Genomic DNA, 22,856 nt, shown 5'->3' with positions numbered 1-22,856 from the left:
CCTATGACGCCCAGCAAAAAGGGAGGCTTGCGCCTCCCTTTTCAACAACTCTGGTATTCAGGCAACAGGATTAGTTGCTCTTCATCCAGATGTCCATGTCGGTTTTCAGGTTGTCGGACTTGGTACCGAAGATGGCTTGTACGCCGGAACCTGCCACTACCACACCGGCAGCGCCCAGTTTCTTCAGACCAGCTTGGTCAACCTTGGCCACGTCTTTCACACCGACCCGCAGACGGGTGATGCAGGCGTCCAGCGAAGCGATGTTCTCTTTGCCACCGAAGGCAGAGACCAGTGCGGCAGACATCTCGTCCTTGCTCTGCCCAACGCTCTCTTCGGCCGCTTCGTCTTCACGACCCGGGGTTTTCAGGTTCATGGCACGGATGACCACGGTGAAGACCACATAGTAGATGACGGCATAGACCAGACCCAGACCCACCAGCAGCAGCATGTGATCGGCACGCGGGGATTGCACCACGAAGTCGATGAAGCCGTTGGAGAAGGTGTGACCGTGTACCACGCCCAGGGAGTTGGTCAGCACGTAGGCCAGACCAGCCAGCACGGCGTGGATGGCGTACAGTACCGGCGCGATGAACAGGAAGGAGAATTCGATCGGCTCGGTGATACCGGTCAGGAAAGAGGTCAGGGCGGCAGAGGCCATGATACCTACGATCTTGGCGCGGTTTTCCGGCTTGGCGGAGTGCGCGATGGCAAACGCGGCGGCAGGCAGACCGAACATCTTGAACAGGTAGCCACCGGCCAGCTGACCGAAGCCGTTGCCAGCAGCGCGGGAAGCGTCGTCAGCAGTCAGGAAGCAGGTCATGATGCCGTGTACGGTTTCACCGGCAGCGTTGACACAGGTACCAGCCTGATAGAAGAAAGGTACGTTCCAGATGTGGTGCAGACCGAACGGGATCAGGGAGCGCTCAACCACGCCGTAGATACCGAAAGCCAGTACCGGGTTCTGGTTGGCAGCCCAGTCGGAGAAGGCACCGATGGCAGCGCCCACCGGCGGCCAAATGACGGACAGGATCACGCCCAGGCCGATGGAGACGAAGCCGGTGATGATGGGCACGGCGCGTTTGCCGGCGAAGAAGCCCAGATACTCGGGCAACTGGATCTTGTAGAAGCGGTTGAACGCCCATGCGGCCACGCCACCGGCGAGGATACCGCCCAGGACGCCGGTTTCGATGGTCTCAACGCCCATCACGGGTGCCATGACCTTCAGGGTGGCAACCATGATGCCGTAGCCGACGATGGCCGACAGACCGGATACGCCGTCGTTATTGGTAAAGCCAAGGGCCACACCCACTGCGAACAGCAGAGCCATCTGACCAAATACGGAACCACCGGCCTGCTCCATCAATTGGGAGACAATTTCCGGCAACCAGCTGAAGTGGGCAGCACCCACCCCCAGCAGAATACCTGCAACGGGCAAGACCGATACTGGCAGCATCAGCGCCTTACCGACCTTTTGCAGATTAGAGAAAGCATTTTTTAACATGTGTGCGCTCCTGAATGGAATGTCTTACCGTAGACGCTTCAGTCCAATTTATAGACGATCATCAACATCATCTCTCATCGGCATGAATTCGACGCGGGTTTGTTTATTTTGACCAGCTGAATATAACCCAGCAGATCGCAAATATCTTCCATCAGGGGTAAGCGAATAAAAAATTTGGAGGGGAGATCACAAGATAATTTCGGCGGGAATTTTCGGTTAATTACAGATATATTTTGGCATCTTCATGCTAAGCCATAAATATGAAAAGTGCTGTTTCGCATTGTATTTTAGCCAATCAAAACAATACCTAACGAAACGCATTGTAACTTAATGTAACCATTTGCTGTTTTTTCTATTTTAGTCTACCGATTAAAAAGGCCTCCAACAAGGGAGGCCTCAAATAAATATTATATTTTAATGACCGGGCAATATTCAGCCCTTTTGGGAACGCTTGACCGCATCAATAAAGACCGATTTCGCCTTGGTCGAACCGGCCCGCTCCGCCTCGCTGACCAGTTGCATCGCCTTGTCGATATCACCGGCTTTCACCGCTTTTTCGATCTGGGATTGATAGAAGGCCTCGGTTTCGCTCAGCATGGCGGGCGCAGGCTTGGCAGGTGCGGCAGCCGCAGCGGTCGCCACAGTGCCTGCCGCAACGGCCGTCGCCGCCGGTGCAGCCTTGCTCATTGCTACCTTGTCGGCATATTCAGGCTTGAAGACCGCTTCCAGTCCCTGCCCTTTTGCCATGTCAGCCACCTTGATCTGTACCAGACCCCATGGGGAGTGCGGGATCACGGGGTCCTTGATATCCGGTTCAACCGTCCCGTTGGCTCTGGCAAACGCCTTGGAGGGGTGCAGTATGGTGGTGCTGCCTGCCAGCTTGTTGGCTGGGGCATACACAATCATATAGGTCTCGGCCGCCGGATTGCCCGGCATGCTGCGGTCGACGAACAACTTGCCCTCAATCCTGTCGTTATCGAGCAGATGGGCCGGCTGATAGGTGAATACCGATTCACCCAGCACGCGCGTCACCTTGAACTGGGCATCCAGCATGATGACCTGCGGGATCAGCACCGTCTTGCTCACCTGGGATGCGATGCTGATGGCCAGATTGCCGGTATTGGCCGGCAGGCGATAAGCGGCGAAATAGCTCATCCCCTCGTCAAACTGAAAACTGGGTTGCTTGCTGTCGAGGGCCAGCAGAGTATCGCCCTCCGGCAACGCCACATAATTGAAATCACTGAAAGCGGCGCAGCAGCTGGTCGCCTGCGAGAGCGCCTGCTTGGCCTGATCGGCATTACTCAGGATGGATGCATGATCCTGCACGGGGACCAACATGCTACCGGAACAACCGGCCAACAGCGCAGTAACCACGGCTGCGATAGACATCTTTACCAGTTTCATTCTTCTTATCTCCATAACCCGGTTGCCGTTACCCGGCGAAACAAAACTGCCCCCATATGGGGGCAGTGACTAACTTAACTTAAACAGCTGCTTACCACCAAGCTTCCGCTTGAACACCAACTTGGTAGGTGTCTTTGGAGGTACCGCTTTCGAAGACTTTCTTGTCTTCGTCGTTGGCCAGGTAGGAGGCGAACACACGGATTTCAGGACGGGCCCAGAAGCTGGAGCCGGCAGACCAGGCTTGAGCCAGGGTCAGCTTGTAACCGGAATCATCTTCGGTAGTACCGTTGGTGGACTTGTTCTTGTCCTTGAAGTAACCGCCTTCGAAGATGGTCTTGTTGAAGTCATCCCACTTGTACATCGGGCGAACAACGGCAGACATGGTTTCAAACTTGTCGTTGCCATCCCACATCTCGTTGCCTACACCGTAGACCAGTTGGTGACCCATCTCGAAGTTGTTGCCCATCGGGACAACACCCCAGTTGATGATACGGAAACCGTCAGCACCGTCTTTGGCTTCGGCACCGTACCAGGAACCGTCACCGTAGAAGGCCATGGTCTTGGAGTAACCTTCAGTACCGTACTGCAGAACGGTCTTGTTGAAGCCACCCAGGATGCCTTGGGTCAGTTCGGCAGTCAGCATGACGCCGTCTTTCATGTTGTTGTTTTTCAGCGGTTTCTGCGCTTCGGTCTCATTGACCAGAGCATACATGGCGCCGACTTCCAGAGAGGCTTCGCTCCACAGCGGGATACCGGCATAACGCAGGTCCAGCGTGTTGACGTTCAGATCTTCGTTCTTCACATAGTTCGGAGCTGCGCTGGTACCGGTGTTGGTGTACTCACCGAATACGTCTTTTGCGCTGCGGTCATTGCGAATCCAGGCGAAGGAGATCTTGCCAGGACCGGCCTGGATGCCTTCGATACCGGCACCGGCACCGGAGATGTTCCAGTAGTAGAAGTCAGAGATGTGGATGTCGTGACGTTGGTAGTAACGCTTACCAGCCCACAGGGTAGCTTCCGGCGCGAAGCCCAGCAGGCCCTTGGCTTGCACGTTGAACTGGCGCAGCGCGAAATCGGAGTCGCCGCTGCACTGTTTGGCATCAAAGTTACAAACGGTACCGGTACCTTCCCAGTCGTTTGAACCGTTGGAAGCCATGGCAAACATGGAGTCAACGTAGAAAGTCTTGCCGTCCTTGTTGAATACTTCCTGACCCAGCTGAACTTCGCCGTAGGTATCATTTTCGTTACCCAGACGACCAACCTTGTTCACGTTGTATTTCACCATGTCGCCGTCACCGGAAACGCCGACACCTGAACGGAAGTAGCCGTGGAAATCAACGGCGAAGGCGGCTTGGGAAGCCAGGGCTGCGGTTACTGCTGCAGCGATCGGGAGCCACTTTGCTTTCATTTTCATTTTCCTTATTCCCGCTGAGAGGAGTGTGATCCTGAATATCCAAGTTCTTATCACCATAAAAACGTTTAGGTGATAACCGAGGCCGATTATAGGTAGCCAATTTCGGGACAAACATGAGCTGATTCACAAAATGGCGACAAATCGCCCAGCATTGGCCGCTGAGGGTTTTGTACGATGATAATCAACTAAACTATGCAATAACTCACCAACCACATAGGAGTAAAAGCGAAAAGATCCATCATGAAACCGCTACCAACCATTAATTCGCTTCGATGAATAAGTTATAAATATTCAAATTGATGACAAAAACATGACTGAAATCGCTTTCAATGGGGAACTTTTAAATTTGAGGCATGTCGGCTGCCCCCGAAATAAATCGCTGAGCAAAGCTGGGATGACGTGGAAAATAACCGGATAAATATCGGGCAAATATGGTCAGTTGAGACTGCTGATTACCGTAAAATAAACATCCCCGCCAGACGGGCTGAGCGGGGATGAATAAAGGATAAAAACGGACGATCGCTACAGTTTATTTTGCCAGCCATTGAGCCAGGCCAGCGCCACCTTTTCCGGCTCATCATCGACGGTGGCATCTATCTCCAGCCGGGGCAGCAGAGGGCCGGCGCCAAGCTCCTGCAACAGCGCATCGAGGTGACGACCGGCACCGCAGAAATGCTCGTAGCTGCTGTCCCCCATGGCGACCAGCGCATAACGCCACCCTTTCATGTAGGGGGCCCGGTCAGCCAGGGCGGTGGCCAGTGGCTGCAGATTGGGCGGAATATCGCCCTGCCCCGTGGTAGCCGTGATGACCAGCAAGAATCGACTCGCATCCAGATCTGCCAGCTCGGCTTCCTCGAACACCTGGCAGCCGTGCCCCGCCTGCTCCAGCTGCGCCGCCAGCGTCTCGGCCACCAGCATGGCCGCGCCGTATACGGTACCCACCACTATGTCTATCTGCGCCATCACGGACCCCTTTGACCAACATGGATGCCCAGCATGCCACAGCAACAGCTCGGGCAACACCCCGCGATCGTCAGCCTCAGTAGTCGCTCTCGCTGGCAGGCCAGCCCAGCTCGGCAAACAGCTGCAGCACTTCCTGCCCCAGCGGCGCCTGGATCCGCATCGGCACCTTCAGCACCGGATGCTCAAAGCTGAGGGTGCGAGCCACCAGCAGCAGGCGATCGCAACCATAATGCGCGCGAAAGAAGCGGTTGTGGCGGCCATCGCCGTGGGTGGTGTCACCGACGATGGGGTGGAACAGATGATCGAGATGGCGGCGCAACTGATGCTTGCGACCGGTCTTGGGGAACAGCCGAACCAGGCTGTAGCGACTGGTGGGGTGTTTCTTGGAGACCGCATGGGGCAGCTCGACCTGATGCAGGCGACGAAACACGGTCACCGCCTCCTGGGCCGGACGATCCGGATCGCTCATGGCATCGGCGATCTTGTCCAGCTGCTCCTTGAGCGGATAGTCGATGAGCCCCTGTTCGGGGGCCCAGCCGCGCACCAGCGCCAGATACTCCTTGTGCACCTGGCGGGCGGCAAAGGCTTCGGTCAGGATGCGGGCCACGGCGGGATCGAGGGCAAACAGCAGCACCCCCGAGGTAGGCCGGTCGAGCCGGTGTACCGGGTAGACATGGCGACCGCCAATGAGATCCCGGGTCATCTGCATGGCGAAACGGGTCTCGGCCTTATCGAGCCAGCTGCGGTGCACCAGCAGGCCGGAGGGCTTGTTGACCGCCACCAGCCAGTCATCCTGATAAAGCAGGGTCAGTTGCAAGGCGTTCTCTTCCTGTGCCTGCTCACGCATCATTGCTCAACCACTTTGCCGGAAAGCAGCAGATCGAAGCGGGCGATCAGGCGCAGCAGGGCTTCGACCTCCGCCAGCTCCTCCTTGTAGACTTCGCTGGCCATGGGATAGAGGGAGACGCTGCTGGGCAGCGGCGCCTGCAGCAGCACCAGTTGCTCCATGCGCGGGATCAGCACGAACTGCAGCCACTGATCGAAGTTCAGGGTATCGACGCAAAATGGCAGCTCGCTGGCCAGGGCCTCTTCACCCGGATGGGCCGCTTGCCAGCGTTCCAGACGTTGCAGCTCGGCGGTCAGTTCACCCAACAGGCCGGCTACCAGCAGATATTGATTCATTGCGTTCTCTTCCTCATCACCACACACCGTCCGCCGCCAATCCTGTGTCGCTGGCGGCAGGCCGAACTTTGCAAAAAAGGGCGTTACTATACACCCTCCCCCCTATCCTCTGCCATGCCTCTAGCGGCCGACAACACGGACGAAAAGCCATTGCGGCTCCTGCCCCTGAGTACCGGGCCGGATGCCGAGCGGCGCCCCCCCCACTGGCTATCTTGTGCAACCTCCTTATAATCGGCCCGCATCACCCTTAGCCGGATCACCTCATGTCCACCATCAATACGCTGACCGAATTCTTGACCCAGGCCGACACCCAGTTTCAACTGTTCGACATGGGCCGCCAGGTGCGACCGCTGGCGAGCGACACCTTCGAGCGCATCGAGCAACAGCAGGAGCCCTACCCCTGGCCCCTGCAGCAGCATGCCTGGCTCGGCGTCCACTTCTTCCAGCCGGCCGAATCCCGTCACTACCTGTGGTTTCTCAAGTTTGCCCTCGACGAACGCGGTCTGCTCATCGCCAGCGGCCCCAAACACTTCATGGATCAGGTGGTGGAAACTCTGGGCTACAAGCTGACCGGCGAGCTCGACGAAGAGAAGGCCCAGCGTCTGGCGGAGAACCCCTACACCTTCCGCCCGGCCGAGGCCAAGATGGCCAGCCTGCACGCCAAACTGGCCCGTCAGCTGGAACAGGCCCCCTCGACCTACTTCGAGGGGCTCTGCCACTATCTGGCGGCCCCGACGCCAGAGGGATGGCAGACCCTCGGCGTACAGGGTTTTGCCGATCTCGCTGAGCGGCTGCAAGATGAACGCAACCTGGCGCTGGTGTGCAAGGCACTGCCAAAACTGCCGCAAGAGCCGCTCTACGCCCTTTGTCAGAGCCTGGAAAACGCCCCGTTGCCGCCGGCCGTACAGGGCGCCCTGTTCGAGCGCATCGGCAAGGAACAAGAGTGTGCCGAACCGAATGCCGAGACCCTGGCCTACCTGTGCAGGGCACTGGCCTCCTGCAACGGCAGCAGCATGCGCACCAACAAGCTGCTGACCCTGCTACAAACCCAGCCGAGCCCGGCCCTGCTGCTGGCCATCGCCGGCCGGCTCTGGCCCGATCTGAAGGATGCCGGCCTGCTCAGCCTGTTCCTGGAACAGCTGGCCCTGCAGCCGACCCAGTTCTTCAATCAGGTATTTGCCGAGCTAGTGACCCTGCCGGCCCTGCGCAATGATATGCTGGCCAGGCTGCGCGACCCCGAGCGCAGCGATGCCCTGGGCCAGGCCATCGGTCGCCTGTTCGCCTCGGCCTGATGATGTCGGCGACCCGCCACCATGGCGGGTCGCCTGTCGACACGGATCACACCCCGGAAGGAGCCCGCGATGGGTGAAATGTTCGCAATCTTGCTGCTTATCCTCGGTGCCGGTGCCTTCTGGCACCAGCGGCGTCAGGCCGAGCTCGCCTGGCAATACATGCGCCGCTACTGCCAGCATCACGACCTGCAACTGCTGTCGCTGGCACGCAGCCACCGTGCGCTGGCCCACCAGCCGCTGCGGCTGCTCACCTATTACGAGTTTGAATTCTCCAGCGATGGCGAGAGCCACTATCTGGGGCAACTGCGCATGCAGGGGCTGCAGGTGGTCGGTGTCGAGCTGCCACCCCACCGGGTGCCCACCCTGTAAATCTGCCGCCACGGGGCGGGCCTATAATGTTCAGGAATGCCTCTTGGGAGAGATGAGATGGAATTCCTGACCCACGATCTGGCCGCCCTGTTTGCCCAGCTGGGGCTGGCCAACGACGAGCTGAGCCTGCACCGCTTCATTCACGAGCACCGCTTGGACAACCAGACCCTGCTGCCGGAAGCCCCCTTCTGGAACCGCGCCCAGGCCGACTTTCTGCGCGATGCCCTGTGGAACGATGCGGACTGGTCGGAAGCCATCGACGAACTGGACGTACTGCTGCGCCGGCCCGACTGACCCTTGCTCCGCTGTTCAGCGCCCCACGCTTTGGTTAAGCTCTCTGCCCGTCCAGCCCGAACCACTTTTCATCCTGCGCAGGAGTCCCATGTCAGCCCAAGAGATCATCCGCATCGCCAATGAACTGGCCGCCAAGGGGATCACCCCCTCCACCGCCATGGTCAAGGCCCGCCTCAGCCAGCCCGTTCCCATGGCCGAGCTGCTCAAAGTGCTGAGCCAGTGGAAGCAGCAGCCCGCCAGCGCCCCGGAAGCCGGAAGCACAGCGAAGATGGTCCCCGCTCCCGCCGCCGAGCCCACCCTGCAGCAGCTTGCCGAACGGCTCGATCGGCTCGAACAGAAGGTGGATCGGCTGACCGAGCTGCTGCTCCAGCAGGGGAAGCAGTAAGCCATGTACATCCTCGAACTCTGCTTTGAGTGCTATCGCGACACCTCGCTGGGCGAGGCCGAGCGAGCCATCGTCAACTACCTCGACATGCTGCGCTATCAGGGCCAGATCCTCGGCCGGGAGTTTCCCACCAGCATGCACGAGGGCTATTTCATCAGTCGGGTGGTCTGCCCGGAGCAGGACAGCCTGCACCCGGACAACCAGAGCGAGCAGGTCAAGCTGGCAGAGCAGCAGCTCAATCAGGCCGGCCTGCTCGCCCCCAAACTCCAGTTGCAGGGGGCGGATCTGCTCTCCGACAGCACCGACCCTTGCGGCCATGATGGCGAGCGCCCCAGCTGGATGCTGCTCTACACCAGCTTCCTGCACACCTGCTCGCCGCTGCGCTGCGGCGACCACTTCGCCCCCATCCCGCTCTATCGGCTGCCGGCCGTCGCCAACGGCGACCACAAGCAGATCATCAAGTGGCAGGAGGATTGGGAGGCGTGCGATCAGTTGCAGATGAACGGCTCCATCGCCGAGCATGCGGCGCTGCATGAAATCGGTGAAGTGGGCAGCCGCCTCCAGCGCCGTGGCAGCGATCTCGGCAAGCGGCTGGAAGCCCTGACCGGCATCCCCACCTACTACTACCTCTACCGGGTGGGCGGCCTGAGTGCGGCCGAGGAGAAAGCCCGTCCCTGTCCGAGCTGCGGCGGCGAGTGGGCACTGGCCGAACCCTTGCACGAGATCTTCGACTTCAAGTGCGATCCCTGCCGGCTGGTCGCCAACCTCTCCTGGGATTTCAAGGACTGAGCCCGACGGTGAACCAAACAAAAACGCCTTGCCGGTCGGCAAGGCGTTTTTCATTGCAACTGACGCCCTTTATTGCGGCAAAGTCTCCAGCCGATCGAGGAACGCCGGCAATGAGGGGGCCAGCACCAACCGACGGCCCGAGTCGAGCCACTCCAGCCACACCTGCCCGCTCTCGTTGTCGAGCGACACCAGCGTCATCTCGTTGCGGGTGGTGGCGATGAACAAAGAGGGTGAGCGCTTCAACTTGCGCAGCATCAGCAGGTGGCCGATGAGGTTCTCCTTGAGCAAGTCGAGATCCGCCTCGTTCCAGGGCAGCACAAACTCGAGCCGCAACCCCTTGTAGAGGCAGGGCACAGGGCGGCTGAACCAGCCACCAAACAGGGCCTGCGCGGCCGGATGCAGGGTCAGCTCGAGCGCCTCGTTCATCGCCGTGAAATCGGCGGGCTCGGCGCGCCGATGCGGGCGCCAGGCCACCCGTCCCTCCTTGGGCTCATCCAGCTCGCAGGGGGAGCGCCAGTCTGCCTCCCACTTGCACAGGGGCAGCCCTCGCCTCGCCTCGCCGTCGCGCTGCCAGCGCAAAAAAAAGTGTTCCAGGGCAGACAAGACTTGATCCGACATCGAAATTCCCCACAATTGCTGCCAAAGTTCGCTATTGCACCATCAAAGCCATGAGCAGACAAGGTGCAGCGCGGATCGCCAGCCGGCGCTCCCCGCCTTGCTGCCCCTATCGGGCGCATGCTCTGCCATCGCCCATTCAACGTTCGAGTCAGCACACATGAGCAAACAAGAGAGATACGCCGGAGCCAGCGCCCTGCAGGGGCTGAGCCTGGGTCAACAGTCGGCCTACATCAGCCAGTACACCCCGACCCTGCTGCAGCCGGTGCCCCGCAGCCTGAACCGCGACGACCTCGGCCTTGGCGGCGAGCTGCCGTTCCAGGGTTGCGACGTCTGGACCCTGTACGAGCTCTCCTGGCTCAATGCCAAGGGCAAGCCCATGGTCGCCGTCGGCGAGGTCTCGGTGCCCGCCACCAGCGCGAACCTCATCGAATCCAAGTCGTTCAAGCTCTATCTCAACTCCTTCAACCAGACCCGCTGTGACTCGCTGGAGGCGGTGCAGGCCATGCTGGTCAAGGACTTGAGCGCCTGCGCCGGTAGCGACGTGAGCGTCACCCTGTTCCCGCTGGCCCAGGCTCCGCACCACATTGCCGCCCTGCCGGGCGAGTGCATCGACGAGCAGGACATCGCAGTGGACTGTTACGAGTTCGATGCCGACCTGCTGCAAGGTGCGGCCGGCAGCCAGGAGGTGGAGGAGACCCTGCACAGCCACCTGCTCAAGTCCAACTGCCTGGTGACCAGCCAGCCGGATTGGGGATCCGTGGTGATCCACTATCGCGGCCCGCAGCTGGACCGGGAAAAACTGCTGCGCTACCTCATCTCGTTTCGCCAGCACAACGAGTTCCACGAGCAGTGTATCGAGCGGATCTTCACCGATCTCAAGCACTTCTGCCGCCCGAGCCAGCTGACGGTCTATGCCCGCTACACCCGCCGCGGCGGCCTGGACATCAACCCGTTTCGCAGCGACTGGGAAGTGGTGCCGGCCAACCTGCGCCTGATCCGGCAATAACCGGTCAACCCGCCGGGCCTGCGCCGTTGCCACGGCCCGGATCGCGGGGCCGGCGCGCAATCTGTCAGTAAACTCTGGACGCACGGGGGCGGGCTTGGATAACATGCCCTCACTCCCGTGCTGCCCTTAATCCAATGAATCAACTGTTTTTTCTGGCAATGATGATGTCCTCCCTGTCGGCTCCTGATCTGGATCTGGCCAAGGAGCAGTTGTCCATCGATCTGCAACAGGCCCAGACCCTGGTGCTGACCGATCCCGCCAGATGCGTGCAGATCACCTCCGCCTTCCTCACCCGCACGGCCAATAATCCCAAGCAAATCATCAGCAATCGCCAGGAGTACGGCTATCGGGAGCCGCTGCTGAGCTATGGCACCGCCGCCCAGGCCACCGGTGCCCACCTGCTCAAGGGGGAGTGCCTGCTGCAGCTTGGCCAGTTCCAGGCGGCCCAGAAATCCCTCGATCAGGGCATCGCCATGGCGGCCAAGGAGCAGCAACTGGAGCTGCAGGCCCACGGCCTCTATCTGAAGATCCGCAGCCAGAACCTGCAGGAGCGCTCCCACGGCGCCAGCGGCGGCCTGCTCGGCCAGCTGGAGACCCTGCTCAGCACCCCCAGCCTGAAAGAGAGCCAGTTGCAGGTGTACAGCCGGCTGCTGCGTACCAACGCCAGCATAGAGGCGCACCAGTTCGACGAGGCCAAGCGCCAGCTGGCCGAAGCCCGCCGCTGGGCGGATCAAACCAAGAATCCGCTGGCCAGTGCCTGGGTCAGCGCGGTGAGCGGCGACCTCTACCACGCCCTCAAGCAGCCCCAGCTCTCGCTGGGCGACTACATCGATGCCCAGCAGCAGGCCAGAGGGTTGCAGGATCCGCTGTTCCTCGGCCTGCTGTCGAACCAGATAGTGAACCTCTATCAGGAGGAGCAGGAGCCGCAGAAGGCGCTGCAATACGCCAACGAGGCGGCCAACTACTTCCATGCCCTCGGCAATCCCTCCCTGCTGAGCGACGCCCTCATCGTGCTGGCCCGCCTCAACCGGGAACAGGGCGAGATGAACATGGCGCTGGTCTACTTCTTCAATGCCCTGGATCTGCTGGACGAGGGCAACAACCGCACCCGCATCGCCCACCTCAAGTACGAGATAGGCAAAACCTATCTGGAAACCGGCAACCTGACTCTGGCCCGCAACTACCTCACCGCGGCCCGCCAGTCCCATGAGTTGGGGGACGACAAGGAGCCGCTGATCGACACCCTGCTGCTGCTGGGTGAGCTGCATCTCAAGCAGAAGGAGGCGGGCATCGCCATCTTGCAACTGGAAAACGCGCTGGCACTGGCCAACCAGATCGGCGACGCTCAGCGCCAGTTCGAGATCTTCCGCCTGCTCTCGGCGGCCTACGAGCAGAAGGGCTATCTGCAGCAGGCGCTGGACAGCTACAAGAATTTCCACCAGCGCAGCGAGCAGGTCCGCCAGCAGCAGGTCGATCTGGAGCAGGAGGCGATCCGCGACAACTACGCCCAGGTGGAGCGGGAGCAGCAGATCAAGGAGCTGCAGCAGCAGCTGAGCACCAGCAAGCATCAGCAGGATCGCTACCTCTGGTCGAGCGTGGTGACCGGTCTGTTGCTGACCCTGTTCATCTATCTGTTCTTCACCCTCTGGCTCAAGCTGCGGGTCGCCCGGCTGCAGGGCAAGCAGCTGGGCGAGGCGTTGCTGCTCGAGCCACGCACCGGGCTGGCCAACTGGCAGCGACTGATGAGCCGCTGGCCGCGGGAGATGGCCAAACGCCAGCAAAAATCCGAGCGCTGGTATTTAAGCGAGCTGCCCACCAGCGAGTTCGACGACAAGCTGCACTACCTGCTGTTTCGGGTGCCGTTCCTGGTCAACAGCCTGGAACAGCACGGTTATCAGGTGAGCCGCGAGATAGAGCAGGCCTTCGGCGCCTACGTCAACGGCCTCACCCCGCAGGATGGCCGCATCTACGACCTGCGCGAAGGCCACCTGCTCTATGTGGTGCCTCAGCGCCATGTGGAAGACCTGCACCGACTGGCCCGCGAACTGCTTGCGGCACTGGCCGATTTCCCCTGCCAGCACCCGCTCGATCGCCACATCAGCCTCGGCATCGTCAGCCACCCCTTCCTGCCCAAGGCGGCCACCGCCCTCGATCATCACGGCCTGTTCGACCTCTGTTATCTGGCACTGGCAGGAGCCATTCAGCTCAGCGAAAAACACCAGCAAAGCGTCTGGCTGGAGCTGGCCGCCATCGATTGCCAGCAGGCCGCATTTTTTAATGGGGATGTGTGGCAATGCTGCTTGATGGCAATTGACAAGGGACTGGTAAAAGTAAATTCTTCTCATGAAAAGCAATGGGTTAATTGGCTTCGACTTTCACGGACGAAAGCGCCGGTTGATCAATGACAAATAGATAATCAACTGGGTCTGGAACTGGGTTCGACCGCTGTTGCTATCCAACACAACAACGATAATGACAACAGGGCGACCTGAATAATGAATGATATCGCTGCCGTAGCCGGACAATTGGCCAGACTCAGGGAATCCCTTCAGCAAAAGCAGCTGGAGCTGGACGGCGTCGTCTCTTTCTCCGACACCGAACGCGCCCGCAGCATCCAGTTCATCGCCAAGCTGATGCAGGCCTGTCGCGGCCACGATCGCGAGCTGGACAACAAGCTCGCCAAGCTCAAGCAGAAACTCGATGGCAACCCGCCGCTCTCCTCCCTCGATGCCGACCTCGCCGTCATCGAGAAGCTGCTGCAGCAGCACGGCAACGCGCTGGAAGAGTCCATCTCCCTGACCAAGTCCGCCATCGAGCTCGGCAGCAAGCAGCTCAAGGCTCTCAAAGGCTTTCCGGAAGATACCCGCAAATCCCTCAAGGAGTTTCTGGCAAGCCCGGATGGCTATGGCATCGGCGATCACCAGAAGAAGGTGATCCGGTTGCTGGAGTTCTACCAGCAGGCCATCAAGATCCAGCTGCTGCCCACCCAGCCCCTGCTGGCCCAGAGCTCGCCCGCCGGCAACCAGACTGAAACAGTCACCGACCTAGCCGCGCCGGAGCCGGGCGCCCCCTTTGACGTCAAGGTGCACGCCCACATCGCCGACGAGCTGCAGCGCCTCATCACCGAGCTCGACTTTGCCGGCGCCGTCGGCGAGAGCCTGGCGGACATTCGCCGCCAGCTGCTCAATGGCATCACCCCTCCCCTGCTGGCGGAGATCTGCCTGCAGGTGATCGAGCTCATCATCGAGGGTACCCGCGAGGAGCGCAAAGCCTCCCAGGCGTTCCTCAGCACCCTCAACGAGAGTCTCTCGGCGGTCCACTTCAGCTTCACCGAATCCCTCGACGAGGGGCGCGCCCTGCAAAGCGCCACCCTGGATACCCGCAAGGCCATCGACAGGGAACTGAAGGCCATCGACCATACCCTGGCCAGCCATGACACCATTGATGACCTCAAGGGGGCCATCTCCGGGCACATGGGGGCCATCAACCTGCTGCTGCAGGACAGGGAGGCCATGGCCGCCCGCGAGCGTCACCTGCTGACCCGCCTCTCCACCATGGAGGCTAAGCTGCGGCTGATGAAGGAGGAGACCGCCGAATACAAGAAGCGGCTCACCATCCAGAAACACAAGCTATTCCTCGACAGCCTGACCCAGGTGCACAATCGGGCGGCCCTCGACGAGCGGCTCGAGCTCGAATACAAGCGCTGGCTGCGCTACAACACGCCGCTGTGCCTGGCCATCATCGACATCGACCACTTCAAGCACATCAACGACAACTACGGCCACATGGCCGGCGACAAGGCGTTGAAGGTGGTGGCCAAGGCGCTGCAGGGGGCCCTGCGCGACACCGACTTCATCGCCCGCTTCGGCGGCGAGGAGTTCGTGGTGCTGCTGCCGAACATCAACCCGGACAAGTTCCAGAAGCCGCTGGAGACCTTGCGCCAGACCATCAAGAGCATTCCGTTCCGTTTTCGCGATGCCAGGGTCGAGATCACCATCTCCATCGGTGCCACCCTGTTTAGGGAAGGGGATCACACCACGGACGCGTTCGAGCGGGCCGACAAGGCACTCTACAGCTCCAAGAACTCGGGTCGGGATCAGGTCAATCTGGCCTGATCGGCGACTAAAAAAGCAGCAAACGCACTTTCCCCCTATTCCCCTGCCCCACCGCTTACATCTACTATCAAATTCAAGGGATGCCACAGGGCATCCCGTTTTCTCCCCAGGGAAAAGCACAACGATAACAAGCGAGTGAAAGGGGAACCTATGATTACGCACATCAATCCAGTCGGCAGCATGGACTTGCTGTCCCAGCTCGAGGTGGACCGCCTCAAGCAAACCGCTTCCAGCGATATCTATCAACTGTTTCGCAACTGCTCGCTGGCGGTACTCAACTCCGGCAGCCATACCGACAGCTCCAAAGAGATACTGGAGCGCTTCAAATCCTTCGATATTCATGTGATCCGGCGCGAGCGCGGGGTCAAGCTCGAGCTGTTCAACGCCCCCGAGCACGCCTTCGTCGATGGCGAGATCATCCGCGGCATTCAGGAGCACCTGTTCTCCGTCCTGCGCGACATCCTCTATGTGTCGACCCAGCTGGAGTCCAACCGGCTGGTCAACCTGACCAGCTCCACCCACATCTCCAACGTGGTGTTCGCCATCCTGCGCAACGCCAAGGCGATCCTGCCGGGCGCCGACCCCAATCTGGTGGTCTGCTGGGGCGGTCACTCCATCAACGAGATCGAGTACCAGTACACCCGCGCGGTAGGCAGCGAGCTGGGCCTGCGTGAGCTCAACATCTGCACCGGCTGCGGTCCGGGTGCCATGGAGGGCCCAATGAAGGGCGCCGCCGTCGGCCACGCCAAGCAGCGGGTGCGCAACGGCCGCTACATCGGCCTCACCGAGCCTTCCATCATCGCCGCCGAGCCGCCCAACCCCATCGTCAACGAGCTGGTGATCCTGCCGGACATCGAGAAGCGGCTGGAGGCCTTCGTGCGCCTCGGCCACGGCATCATCATCTTCCCGGGCGGAGTCGGTACCGCCGAAGAGCTGCTCTACCTGCTCGGTATCATGATGCACCCGGCCAACGAACGGCAGCCCATGCCGATCATCCTGACCGGCCCGAAGGAGAGCGCCGATTACTTCCGCGCCATCGACGACTTCGTCAAGGCGACCCTGGGCGAGCCGGCCACCAGCCTCTACCGGATCATCGTCGGCGATGCTCCGGAAGTGGCCCGGGTCATGAAAGAGGCGATGCCGAAGATCCGCGAATACCGCAAATCGGTCGGCGATGCCTACTCCTTCAACTGGTCGCTCAAGATAGAGCCGGAGTTCCAGCTGCCGTTCGAGCCGGATCACGCCAACATGGCCAGTCTGGATCTGCACCGCAACCAGCCGCCCCAGCTGCTGGCGGCCAACCTGCGCCGTGCCTTCTCCGGCATCGTCGCCGGCAACGTCAAGGAAGGGGGCATCCGCGCTATCGAGAAGAAGGGCCCCTTCAAGCTGCACGGCGACAAGGAGCTGATGCACCTGATGGACAAGTTGCTGGAGAGCTTCGTCAAGCAGCAGCGCATGAAGCTGCCGGGCAGCCAGTATGTGCCCTGCTACGAAATCGTGCGCTGACGGGCAGCACAGCTGAAACGAGGGGCGCATGGCGCCCCTTTTTTGTCGCAGGGGATGCCCGCGGCCATCAATCCCCCATCGAGCCCGCTGGTTTGTTACAATGGGGTGTCCCGACTGCCAAGAGTGCCCCATGTCAAACCCAAGGCCACACCTGCTCATCATCGATGCCCTCAATCTCATTCGCCGGCTGCACGCGGTACAGGCCCAGCAGGCGCTGACCCCGGCCCAGGCGTTGATCGCCACCCGTGCCAACCTCATCAACACCTGCCGCAAGCTGCTGGCCGCCAGCGAGCCGACCCACGTCATCGCGGTGTTCGACGGCGAGGTGCACAGCTGGCGCAAGGAGGTCTACCCGGCCTACAAGGAGGGGCGCACCCCCATGCCGACCGAGCTGCGCGAAGGCTTGAACAGCTTGCAGGATGCGTTCCGGGAGTGCGGCGTGGATGCCCTGCTCTCCCAGACCGACGAGGCGGATGATCTCATCGCCACCCTGGCCACCGGCATTGCCCAGCACGGTGCCAGAGCCACCATCATCTCCACCGACAAGGGGTTCTGCCAGCTCATCTGCCCGCAGATCCAGATCCGCGACTACTTCAACAAGCGCTGGCTGGATGCCGCCTTCGTCGAGCAGCAGTACGGGGTGGCGCCGGCACAACTGGTGGATTTCTGGGCCCTCACCGGCATCAGCGGCTCCAACATCAAGGGGGTACCCGGCATCGGCCCCAAGACCGCCACCCAGCTGCTGCAGCAATACGGCGATCTGGCCAGCCTGCTGGCGGCCTGCCAGCAGGAAGACGCTGCCAAGGCGCTGCTCAAGCTGCGCCAGCACCAGGATGAGGCCCTGCTGGCCCAACGGCTGGTGCGGTTGCAGCGGGACATTCCGCTCGGCTTCAACCTGCGGGAGATCCGCTACCCACCGGCTCCCGAAGCCTGATAAAGCGAAACCGCCAAGCATGACCGGACTCACTCTCGCTGTTGACAAAAACAGATAGAATGTAAAGAAACATGGAGGGTTAGGTGTAGAAATGGTATAAAACCGCCGAATCCTCCCCCTCTGTTCCCTAGAAGTGGATACGTCTCATGTCAAAAAGAAAAATTACCGTCATCCCGGGCGACGGCATCGGCCCCAGCATCATCGAATCCGCCATCCAGATCCTGACCCACGCCGGTTGTGACTTCGAATACGAATACGCGGACGCCGGCCTGGTGGCGCTGGAGAAGCACGGCGAGCTGCTGCCCCAGGCGACGCTGGATCTCATCGAGAAGAACAAGGTCAGCCTGAAGGGCCCGCTCACCACTCCGGTCGGTGGTGGCTTCACCTCCATCAACGTCTCCCTGCGCAAGAAATTCAACCTCTACGCCAACGTCCGCCCGGTGCTCTCCTTCAAGGGGACCCGCAGCCGTTACGACAACATCGACATCATCACGGTGCGCGAGAACACCGAAGGCATGTATTCGGGCGCCGGTCAGAAGCGCAGCGACGACAACAAGAGCGCCGAGGCGATGAGCATCATCACCCGCGAAGGGGCGGAACGCATCGTCAAGTTCGCCTTCGAGCTGGCGCGCCAGGAAGGGCGCAAGAAAGTCACCATCATCCACAAGGCCAACATCCTCAAGTCCACCTCCGGCCTGTTCCTGGAAGTGGCCCGTGAAGTGGCCAGCCGCTACCCGGACATCCAGAGCGAAGAGATGATCGTCGATGCCGCCTGCATGAACCTGGTGATGTACCCGGAGCGCTTCGATGTCATGGTCACCACCAACCTGTTCGGCGACATCCTGTCGGATCTGTGTGCCGGTCTGGTGGGGGGCTTAGGGATGGCGCCCGGTGCCAACATCGGCGATGGCGCCGCCATCTTCGAAGCGGTGCACGGCTCGGCGCCGGATATCGCCGGCAAGAACATCGCCAACCCGACCTCAGTGATCCTCGCCTCCATCCAGATGCTGGAGTATCTGGGCATGCAGGACAAGGCCGAACGGATCCGTGAAGCGGTACGCGCCACCATCGAATCAGGCGACCGGGTGACCCGGGATCTGGGGGGTACCGCCTCCACCAGCGAGTTCACCCAATCCATCATCGACCGTTTGTAATCACACCCAAGATATTGATTTTAAAAGGGAGCTCAGGCTCCCTTTGTTTTATCTCGCGGCGCGTCTCCCCCTTTGTCGATTGGCTACTATGTTCAATAGATAAGGGATAAGGAGATCCATTATGCGCGCTATCGTTACCCTGCTGCTCATCAGCAGCAACGCCATGGCAGTAGACAGACCGGTCGAGAATGCCTGGCCGCAATTGCCCCCCTCTTCCCAGCAGGCCAGCCAGGTCTGGCGCTCCAACGTGGATACCAACGACCTGCTCAAGGCACCCAAACCGCTCTCCTTCGGGATGGATGTCGTGACCGACAGCGATGGCAACAGCCAGGTCACTCCCTACCAGAAACTGAACCTGACCGCCGAGAAGAGCGTGAGCCTCTCCTTCGAGCAGCACAAACCCAGGATCAAGTTCAAGACTGCCGGCATGAACACCTCCATCAAGCTGCGTGGCAATGGGGTGAAGCTGGAGTTCAGCCCGACCGATCGCACCATACCGCTCGACATCGAACTCAAGCTCACCGACGGCGAATCCTCGCTGCGTTTCGATTACCGTTTCTGATGGCGCAGAAATGACAAGGCCGACAACCCGTGGGTTGTCGGCCTTGTGGTCAGTGGCTTGCCGCCAGCAATTACTCCTTGGCGGAGAGCTTGGACACCCAGTACTTGTTGTAGACGTGCACCGTGATCTCTTCGCGATCGTGATAGAGCTGCTTGGCCTGGATCACGAAGGCGTTGTCGATCTCCCTGAGCAGCTCGCGCAGCACCTCGATGTTGTGCACCGCCTCGGCGTAGCGCTTCTTCATCGGCAGCTTGAGGTTGAACATCGCCTCCTGGCAATCGCTCTCCCGGAACCAGTCAGCGATCATGTGGGTGACCCGCGCCGGCTTGTCCACCATGTCGCACACCAGCCAATAGGTGTTCTTCTTGCTCGGACGCCACACGAAACCATCGTCGCGGATGTGCTTGACCTGACCGGTATCCATCAGGGACTGGGCCATCATGCCGTTGTCCACCGCCGTCACCATCATGCCGCGACGTACCAGCTGATAGGTCCAGCCACCCGGGCAGGCGCCCAGATCGACGGCCTTCATGCCGGAGGTGAGGCGCAGGTCCCACTCTTCCCGCGGCACGAACACGTAAAAGGCCTCTTCCAGCTTGAGGCTGGAGCGGCTCGGGGCATCGGCCGGGCAGCGCAGACGCGGGATGCCCATGTGGAATTCGGAGTTGTTGAAGGAGTAGGAGTAACCCAGCAACACGTGGTCATTGGCCAGGAAGAAGGCGTGGAACACCGGCCGGTGCGGGGTCTCCTTCTTGGTCAGCAACTCGTTGCCGCGCAGCGCCTGGCGCAGCGGCACGGTGAACTTGCGGCAGAAGGCCGACAGCTCTTTTGCCTCGTTGGTATCGGCGGTTTCCACCCGCAGATCGCCGCAGATGGCGTAACCCTGGGTCGCCTCCAGGATGGGGGTGATGCGATCCGACAGATCCAGATCCTTCAGCTCATGGGTTACCACCAGCATCTGGCGAATGAAGATGAGCTCGCGGAACGGCAACTTGCGCGCCAGCAGATCGGCCTGCTCCTCGTCATACAGCTCAAATATCACGTAACCACTGTCGTCCTTGACCCGGGCGAAACCGTAGCACTGCATGTTACTGGCACGCTCGGTGATCTCTGCCGCCGCCTCTTTCTCAAAACCGGGGCGGCAATAAAGCAGCAGATTATTCATTTTTTCCTCCAAGACGACAGCCAGCCCATATCAGAGCCGCCCATCCCAACATAAAACAGAGGCCACCGGCCGGGGTAATCAGCCCCAGCCCCTTGCTGCCGAGCAGCACCATGGCATAAATACTGCCGGAGAATCCCAGGATCCCCAGCACGAAGGCGGTGCCAGCAAAGGTGATGACCTTGCTGCGCACACCGCACCACCCCAGCACCAGCAGGGCCAGGGCGTGGAAAAACTGATACTGCACGGCGGTATTGAACGCCGCCAGACGCGAAGGCTCGATCCCGCTTGCCGCCAGACCATGGGCACCATAGGCCCCCAGCAGAGTTGCCGTCAGGCCGAACACGCCCGCCAGCACCAGCCAATGTCGATGGAATTGCATCCCTTGCCTCCTCGTCGTTTCACTTCCCATCCTCACGCTCGCGTCGGGATGGTCGCGATGAAGTTCTTGATCTGCCCGGCCGCCTGCCGCAGGTTTTCCTGCTCGCTCACCCCGCTGCTCTTGCGCGGTTTGAAGCCATGATCACCATCGGTCAGCCAATGGACCGATACGGCGGGTGAGAAGGGAAAATCAGCCAGTTCGGCACGGGTGCCGAAAGTATCGCGCTCCCCCTGCAACAGCAGGGTCGGCGTCTTGATCTGCTTGAGCACGTCACCCCGCCAGCGGTCGGGGTTGGCCGGGGGGTGGAAAGGATACCCGAGAATGAACAATCCTGCAGCATTCATCTCGTCCTCGCCATCCTGATAGAGTTCGGCCGCCATCCGCCCGCCCATCGACTTGCCAGCCAGAAACAGCCGGGGATGAGCAAACTCTTTCGCCATCTGGCGCCAGTGCGCCAGCAACACGGGTTGCCTGTCCGGCGGTCTGCGTTTGCCATCCAGCGCGCGCTTGCTCATGTAGGGGAAGTTGAAGCGCACCACCTCGATGTCCGGCCCGGCCAGCAGGCGTGACAGCTCGGCCAGAAAGGCGTGCTCCATGCCCGCACCGGCGCCATGGGCCAGCAGAATGCGGACGGGGGCATCGACAGCCCCCTCCCGGATCACCTCAGGCATCGGCCAGCCGTGCCCGGCGACGGGCCTCCTCCTGCTCCACCAGCTCCAGCATCCAGTCGCGGAAGGCCACTATCTTGCCCTGATCGGACTGCTGCTCCTGGCACACCAGATAGAAGGCGTTCTTGCTCACCAGCACCTGCTCGAACGGGCAGATGAGGCGGCCGGCCTCTATTTCGGGCTGGGCCAGCACGCTGTGGCCAAGGGCCACCCCCTGGCCGTGAATGGCCGCCTGGATCACCATGGTGGAGTGGCTGAAGATGGGCCCCTGATTGACGTTGGGCGCATCGATGTCGAGCTGGCGAAACCAGGCCTTCCAGTCGCGGCGAGAGGTGTCGTGCAGCAGGGTGTGGCGGGTCAGATCGTCCGGGGTACGCAGCGGTTTGGGGCCGGTCAGCAGCAACGGCGAACAGACCGGGATCAGATACTCGGTGTGCAGCTTGTCGGCGCGCAGCCCAGGCCAGTTGCCACGGCCGTAATAGATGGCCACGTCCACATCGTCGGTGAGCGAGCCCTCGTCCATGTCCACCGCCTTGATCCGTACATCGATGTCGGGGTGGCGCTCGCTGAACTTTACCAGCCGCGGCACCAGCCACTGGATGGCGAAACTCGGCTGCAAAGAGACGGTGAGCGCCCCTTTGGCGCTGCGCGCCAGCAGCTTGTCGGTCGCCTCCGAGATAGAGGTGAAGATGTCCTTGATGTCGAGGAAGTAGCCCTGCCCCTCCTCGGTCAACAGCAGGGAGCGGTTCTTGCGGCGAAACAGCTTGATGCCGAGGTACTCTTCCAGCGCCTTGATCTGGTGACTGATGGCAGCCTGGGTCACGAAAAGCTCTTCCGCAGCCCGGGTGAAGCTTAAATGACGAGCCGCGGCTTCGAATGCTTTCAGTGCATTGAGCGGGGGTAAACGACGAGACATGAGACCAGCCGACGATGAGTTTTTCTAATGGGCCGCATTATAATTTGTCGGTTGCGGGTCGACCAGTGAATAAACATAATTCGCTTCGCAATCCGTTGTCATATGGCTCACTTTTTTCTCTTCCATGTTGGTTTACATGTGATTTTTGTGAGTCACTGGACTGCGATTGTGGTGTTGTGTTTCTTCCTCTGCGGGAAGAGGGGTTTAAATCGGACCGATTTAACCCAGTCTGTCATCTGA

The 22,856-nt window shown here is 60.6% G+C and carries 23 protein-coding genes; 12 read left to right on the top strand and 11 right to left on the bottom strand.

Annotated elements, in window-relative coordinates:
* Positions 1 to 70 precede the first annotated feature (70 nt).
* The 6 genes from ptsG to E5E96_RS13190 all read right to left on the bottom strand — a co-directional run bounded on the left by ptsG (position 71) and on the right by E5E96_RS13190 (position 6,464).
* Positions 71 to 1,501 (bottom strand): PTS glucose transporter subunit IIBC, encoded by a 1,431-nt coding sequence (ptsG, locus tag E5E96_RS13215; protein ID WP_016349865.1) that lies wholly within the window; start codon positions 1,499 to 1,501, stop codon positions 71 to 73.
* A gap of 432 nt (positions 1,502 to 1,933) precedes the next feature.
* Positions 1,934 to 2,905, bottom strand: a complete 972-nt coding sequence (locus E5E96_RS13210) for a MalM family protein (protein ID WP_168966188.1) — start codon at positions 2,903 to 2,905, stop codon at positions 1,934 to 1,936.
* 91 nt (positions 2,906 to 2,996) lie between these two features.
* A complete protein-coding gene (locus E5E96_RS13205; protein ID WP_041217213.1) occupies positions 2,997 to 4,313 on the bottom strand; it encodes a maltoporin in 1,317 nt (438 codons plus the stop codon).
* Between the two features lie 528 nt (positions 4,314 to 4,841).
* Positions 4,842 to 5,282 carry a flavodoxin gene (locus E5E96_RS13200; RefSeq protein ID WP_139391142.1) on the bottom strand — a complete coding sequence of 147 codons (441 nt, stop codon included), beginning with the start codon at positions 5,280 to 5,282 and terminating at the stop codon, positions 4,842 to 4,844.
* A gap of 76 nt (positions 5,283 to 5,358) precedes the next feature.
* Positions 5,359 to 6,132, bottom strand: a complete 774-nt coding sequence (gene truC / locus E5E96_RS13195) for a tRNA pseudouridine(65) synthase TruC (RefSeq protein WP_171282351.1) — start codon at positions 6,130 to 6,132, stop codon at positions 5,359 to 5,361.
* Positions 6,129 to 6,464 (bottom strand): YqcC family protein, encoded by a 336-nt coding sequence (locus E5E96_RS13190; protein ID WP_171282350.1) that lies wholly within the window; start codon positions 6,462 to 6,464, stop codon positions 6,129 to 6,131. The genes truC and E5E96_RS13190 overlap by 4 nt, the downstream gene beginning before the upstream one ends.
* A gap of 263 nt (positions 6,465 to 6,727) precedes the next feature.
* On the opposite strand from E5E96_RS13190, the gene E5E96_RS13185 reads away from it, so the two are divergent.
* The 5 genes from E5E96_RS13185 to E5E96_RS13165 all read left to right on the top strand — a co-directional run bounded on the left by E5E96_RS13185 (position 6,728) and on the right by E5E96_RS13165 (position 9,593).
* On the top strand, positions 6,728 to 7,756 hold the full coding sequence (locus tag E5E96_RS13185) for a DUF3549 family protein (RefSeq protein WP_039212953.1): 1,029 nt from the start codon (positions 6,728 to 6,730) through the stop codon (positions 7,754 to 7,756).
* A gap of 69 nt (positions 7,757 to 7,825) precedes the next feature.
* Positions 7,826 to 8,125 carry a DUF3301 domain-containing protein gene (locus tag E5E96_RS13180; RefSeq protein WP_011705083.1) on the top strand — a complete coding sequence of 100 codons (300 nt, stop codon included), beginning with the start codon at positions 7,826 to 7,828 and terminating at the stop codon, positions 8,123 to 8,125.
* Positions 8,126 to 8,182: 57 nt separating this feature from the next.
* Entirely contained in the window at positions 8,183 to 8,419 is a 237-nt protein-coding gene (locus tag E5E96_RS13175; RefSeq protein ID WP_011705082.1) for a DUF2789 domain-containing protein, read from the top strand.
* Between the two features lie 88 nt (positions 8,420 to 8,507).
* Complete coding sequence (locus E5E96_RS13170; protein WP_171282349.1) at positions 8,508 to 8,804, top strand: DNA-binding protein; 297 nt, start codon at positions 8,508 to 8,510, stop codon at positions 8,802 to 8,804.
* Between the two features lie 3 nt (positions 8,805 to 8,807).
* Positions 8,808 to 9,593, top strand: coding sequence for a Zn-ribbon-containing protein (locus E5E96_RS13165; protein WP_171282348.1), 786 nt, complete (start codon positions 8,808 to 8,810; stop codon positions 9,591 to 9,593).
* Between the two features lie 69 nt (positions 9,594 to 9,662).
* Here E5E96_RS13165 and syd read toward each other — a convergent pair whose 3' ends face one another.
* Positions 9,663 to 10,211 carry a SecY-interacting protein gene (gene syd / locus E5E96_RS13160; protein ID WP_171282347.1) on the bottom strand — a complete coding sequence of 183 codons (549 nt, stop codon included), beginning with the start codon at positions 10,209 to 10,211 and terminating at the stop codon, positions 9,663 to 9,665.
* Between the two features lie 157 nt (positions 10,212 to 10,368).
* Here syd and queF point away from each other — a divergent pair, with 157 nt between their 5' ends.
* The 7 genes from queF (at position 10,369) to E5E96_RS13125 (ending at position 19,488) form a co-directional block, all read left to right on the top strand.
* Complete coding sequence (gene queF, locus E5E96_RS13155) at positions 10,369 to 11,217, top strand: NADPH-dependent 7-cyano-7-deazaguanine reductase QueF (RefSeq protein ID WP_171282346.1); 849 nt, start codon at positions 10,369 to 10,371, stop codon at positions 11,215 to 11,217.
* Between the two features lie 134 nt (positions 11,218 to 11,351).
* On the top strand, positions 11,352 to 13,622 hold the full coding sequence (locus E5E96_RS13150) for a hypothetical protein (RefSeq protein WP_139392332.1): 2,271 nt from the start codon (positions 11,352 to 11,354) through the stop codon (positions 13,620 to 13,622).
* Between the two features lie 90 nt (positions 13,623 to 13,712).
* Positions 13,713 to 15,332, top strand: a complete 1,620-nt coding sequence (locus tag E5E96_RS13145) for a diguanylate cyclase (protein WP_171282345.1) — start codon at positions 13,713 to 13,715, stop codon at positions 15,330 to 15,332.
* 150 nt (positions 15,333 to 15,482) lie between these two features.
* Entirely contained in the window at positions 15,483 to 16,838 is a 1,356-nt protein-coding gene (gene ppnN, locus E5E96_RS13140) for a nucleotide 5'-monophosphate nucleosidase PpnN (RefSeq protein WP_011705076.1), read from the top strand.
* 130 nt (positions 16,839 to 16,968) lie between these two features.
* Positions 16,969 to 17,772 carry a flap endonuclease Xni gene (gene xni, locus E5E96_RS13135; RefSeq protein WP_171282344.1) on the top strand — a complete coding sequence of 268 codons (804 nt, stop codon included), beginning with the start codon at positions 16,969 to 16,971 and terminating at the stop codon, positions 17,770 to 17,772.
* 146 nt (positions 17,773 to 17,918) lie between these two features.
* Positions 17,919 to 18,926, top strand: a complete 1,008-nt coding sequence (locus tag E5E96_RS13130) for an isocitrate dehydrogenase (RefSeq protein WP_029303727.1) — start codon at positions 17,919 to 17,921, stop codon at positions 18,924 to 18,926.
* A 121-nt stretch (positions 18,927 to 19,047) separates the two neighbouring features.
* Entirely contained in the window at positions 19,048 to 19,488 is a 441-nt protein-coding gene (locus tag E5E96_RS13125; protein ID WP_011705073.1) for a hypothetical protein, read from the top strand.
* Between the two features lie 70 nt (positions 19,489 to 19,558).
* Here the strand turns inward: E5E96_RS13125 and rlmM are convergent, their stop codons facing one another.
* Genes rlmM through E5E96_RS13105 form a run of 4 tightly spaced genes read right to left on the bottom strand, consistent with a single transcriptional unit; the run spans position 19,559 to position 22,616 of the window.
* Positions 19,559 to 20,653: a 23S rRNA (cytidine(2498)-2'-O)-methyltransferase RlmM gene (gene rlmM / locus E5E96_RS13120; protein WP_041217202.1), complete on the bottom strand. Its 1,095-nt coding sequence runs from the start codon at positions 20,651 to 20,653 to the stop codon at positions 19,559 to 19,561.
* A complete protein-coding gene (locus tag E5E96_RS13115) occupies positions 20,646 to 21,032 on the bottom strand; it encodes a DUF423 domain-containing protein (RefSeq protein ID WP_011705071.1) in 387 nt (128 codons plus the stop codon). Before E5E96_RS13115 ends, rlmM begins: the two co-directional genes overlap by 8 nt.
* A 32-nt stretch (positions 21,033 to 21,064) precedes the next feature.
* The gene (locus tag E5E96_RS13110; RefSeq protein WP_171282343.1) at positions 21,065 to 21,703 is read right to left on the bottom strand and encodes an alpha/beta fold hydrolase; all 639 of its coding nucleotides are present in this window, start codon (positions 21,701 to 21,703) and stop codon (positions 21,065 to 21,067) included.
* Entirely contained in the window at positions 21,696 to 22,616 is a 921-nt protein-coding gene (locus tag E5E96_RS13105; RefSeq protein WP_005303519.1) for a transcriptional regulator GcvA, read from the bottom strand. Before E5E96_RS13105 ends, E5E96_RS13110 begins: the two co-directional genes overlap by 8 nt.
* Between the last annotated feature and the right edge of the window lie 240 nt (positions 22,617 to 22,856).

The organism is Aeromonas sp. 1805 (assembly GCF_013085525.1).
GTDB classification, from domain to species: Bacteria; Pseudomonadota; Gammaproteobacteria; order Enterobacterales; family Aeromonadaceae; genus Aeromonas; species Aeromonas hydrophila.
Note: the sequence above shows the minus strand (reverse complement) of the source record. Positions and strands in the feature narration are given on the sequence as shown.

Excerpts from the sequence above, each read along its gene's own strand:
- ptsG (WP_016349865.1), bottom strand. The coding sequence starts at position 1,501 with ATGTTAAAAAATGCTTTCTCTAATCTGCAAAAGGTCGGTAAGGCGCTG.
- E5E96_RS13210 (WP_168966188.1), bottom strand. The coding sequence starts at position 2,905 with ATGAAACTGGTAAAGATGTCTATCGCAGCCGTGGTTACTGCGCTGTTG.
- E5E96_RS13205 (WP_041217213.1), bottom strand. The coding sequence starts at position 4,313 with ATGAAAGCAAAGTGGCTCCCGATCGCTGCAGCAGTAACCGCAGCCCTG.
- E5E96_RS13200 (WP_139391142.1), bottom strand. The coding sequence starts at position 5,282 with ATGGCGCAGATAGACATAGTGGTGGGTACCGTATACGGCGCGGCCATG.
- truC (WP_171282351.1), bottom strand. The coding sequence starts at position 6,132 with ATGATGCGTGAGCAGGCACAGGAAGAGAACGCCTTGCAACTGACCCTG.
- E5E96_RS13190 (WP_171282350.1), bottom strand. The coding sequence starts at position 6,464 with ATGAATCAATATCTGCTGGTAGCCGGCCTGTTGGGTGAACTGACCGCC.
- E5E96_RS13185 (WP_039212953.1), top strand. The coding sequence starts at position 6,728 with ATGTCCACCATCAATACGCTGACCGAATTCTTGACCCAGGCCGACACC.
- E5E96_RS13180 (WP_011705083.1), top strand. The coding sequence starts at position 7,826 with ATGGGTGAAATGTTCGCAATCTTGCTGCTTATCCTCGGTGCCGGTGCC.
- E5E96_RS13175 (WP_011705082.1), top strand. The coding sequence starts at position 8,183 with ATGGAATTCCTGACCCACGATCTGGCCGCCCTGTTTGCCCAGCTGGGG.
- E5E96_RS13170 (WP_171282349.1), top strand. The coding sequence starts at position 8,508 with ATGTCAGCCCAAGAGATCATCCGCATCGCCAATGAACTGGCCGCCAAG.
- E5E96_RS13165 (WP_171282348.1), top strand. The coding sequence starts at position 8,808 with ATGTACATCCTCGAACTCTGCTTTGAGTGCTATCGCGACACCTCGCTG.
- syd (WP_171282347.1), bottom strand. The coding sequence starts at position 10,211 with ATGTCGGATCAAGTCTTGTCTGCCCTGGAACACTTTTTTTTGCGCTGG.
- queF (WP_171282346.1), top strand. The coding sequence starts at position 10,369 with ATGAGCAAACAAGAGAGATACGCCGGAGCCAGCGCCCTGCAGGGGCTG.
- E5E96_RS13150 (WP_139392332.1), top strand. The coding sequence starts at position 11,352 with ATGAATCAACTGTTTTTTCTGGCAATGATGATGTCCTCCCTGTCGGCT.
- E5E96_RS13145 (WP_171282345.1), top strand. The coding sequence starts at position 13,713 with ATGAATGATATCGCTGCCGTAGCCGGACAATTGGCCAGACTCAGGGAA.
- ppnN (WP_011705076.1), top strand. The coding sequence starts at position 15,483 with ATGATTACGCACATCAATCCAGTCGGCAGCATGGACTTGCTGTCCCAG.
- xni (WP_171282344.1), top strand. The coding sequence starts at position 16,969 with ATGTCAAACCCAAGGCCACACCTGCTCATCATCGATGCCCTCAATCTC.
- E5E96_RS13130 (WP_029303727.1), top strand. The coding sequence starts at position 17,919 with ATGTCAAAAAGAAAAATTACCGTCATCCCGGGCGACGGCATCGGCCCC.
- E5E96_RS13125 (WP_011705073.1), top strand. The coding sequence starts at position 19,048 with ATGCGCGCTATCGTTACCCTGCTGCTCATCAGCAGCAACGCCATGGCA.
- rlmM (WP_041217202.1), bottom strand. The coding sequence starts at position 20,653 with ATGAATAATCTGCTGCTTTATTGCCGCCCCGGTTTTGAGAAAGAGGCG.
- E5E96_RS13115 (WP_011705071.1), bottom strand. The coding sequence starts at position 21,032 with ATGCAATTCCATCGACATTGGCTGGTGCTGGCGGGCGTGTTCGGCCTG.
- E5E96_RS13110 (WP_171282343.1), bottom strand. The coding sequence starts at position 21,703 with ATGCCTGAGGTGATCCGGGAGGGGGCTGTCGATGCCCCCGTCCGCATT.
- E5E96_RS13105 (WP_005303519.1), bottom strand. The coding sequence starts at position 22,616 with ATGTCTCGTCGTTTACCCCCGCTCAATGCACTGAAAGCATTCGAAGCC.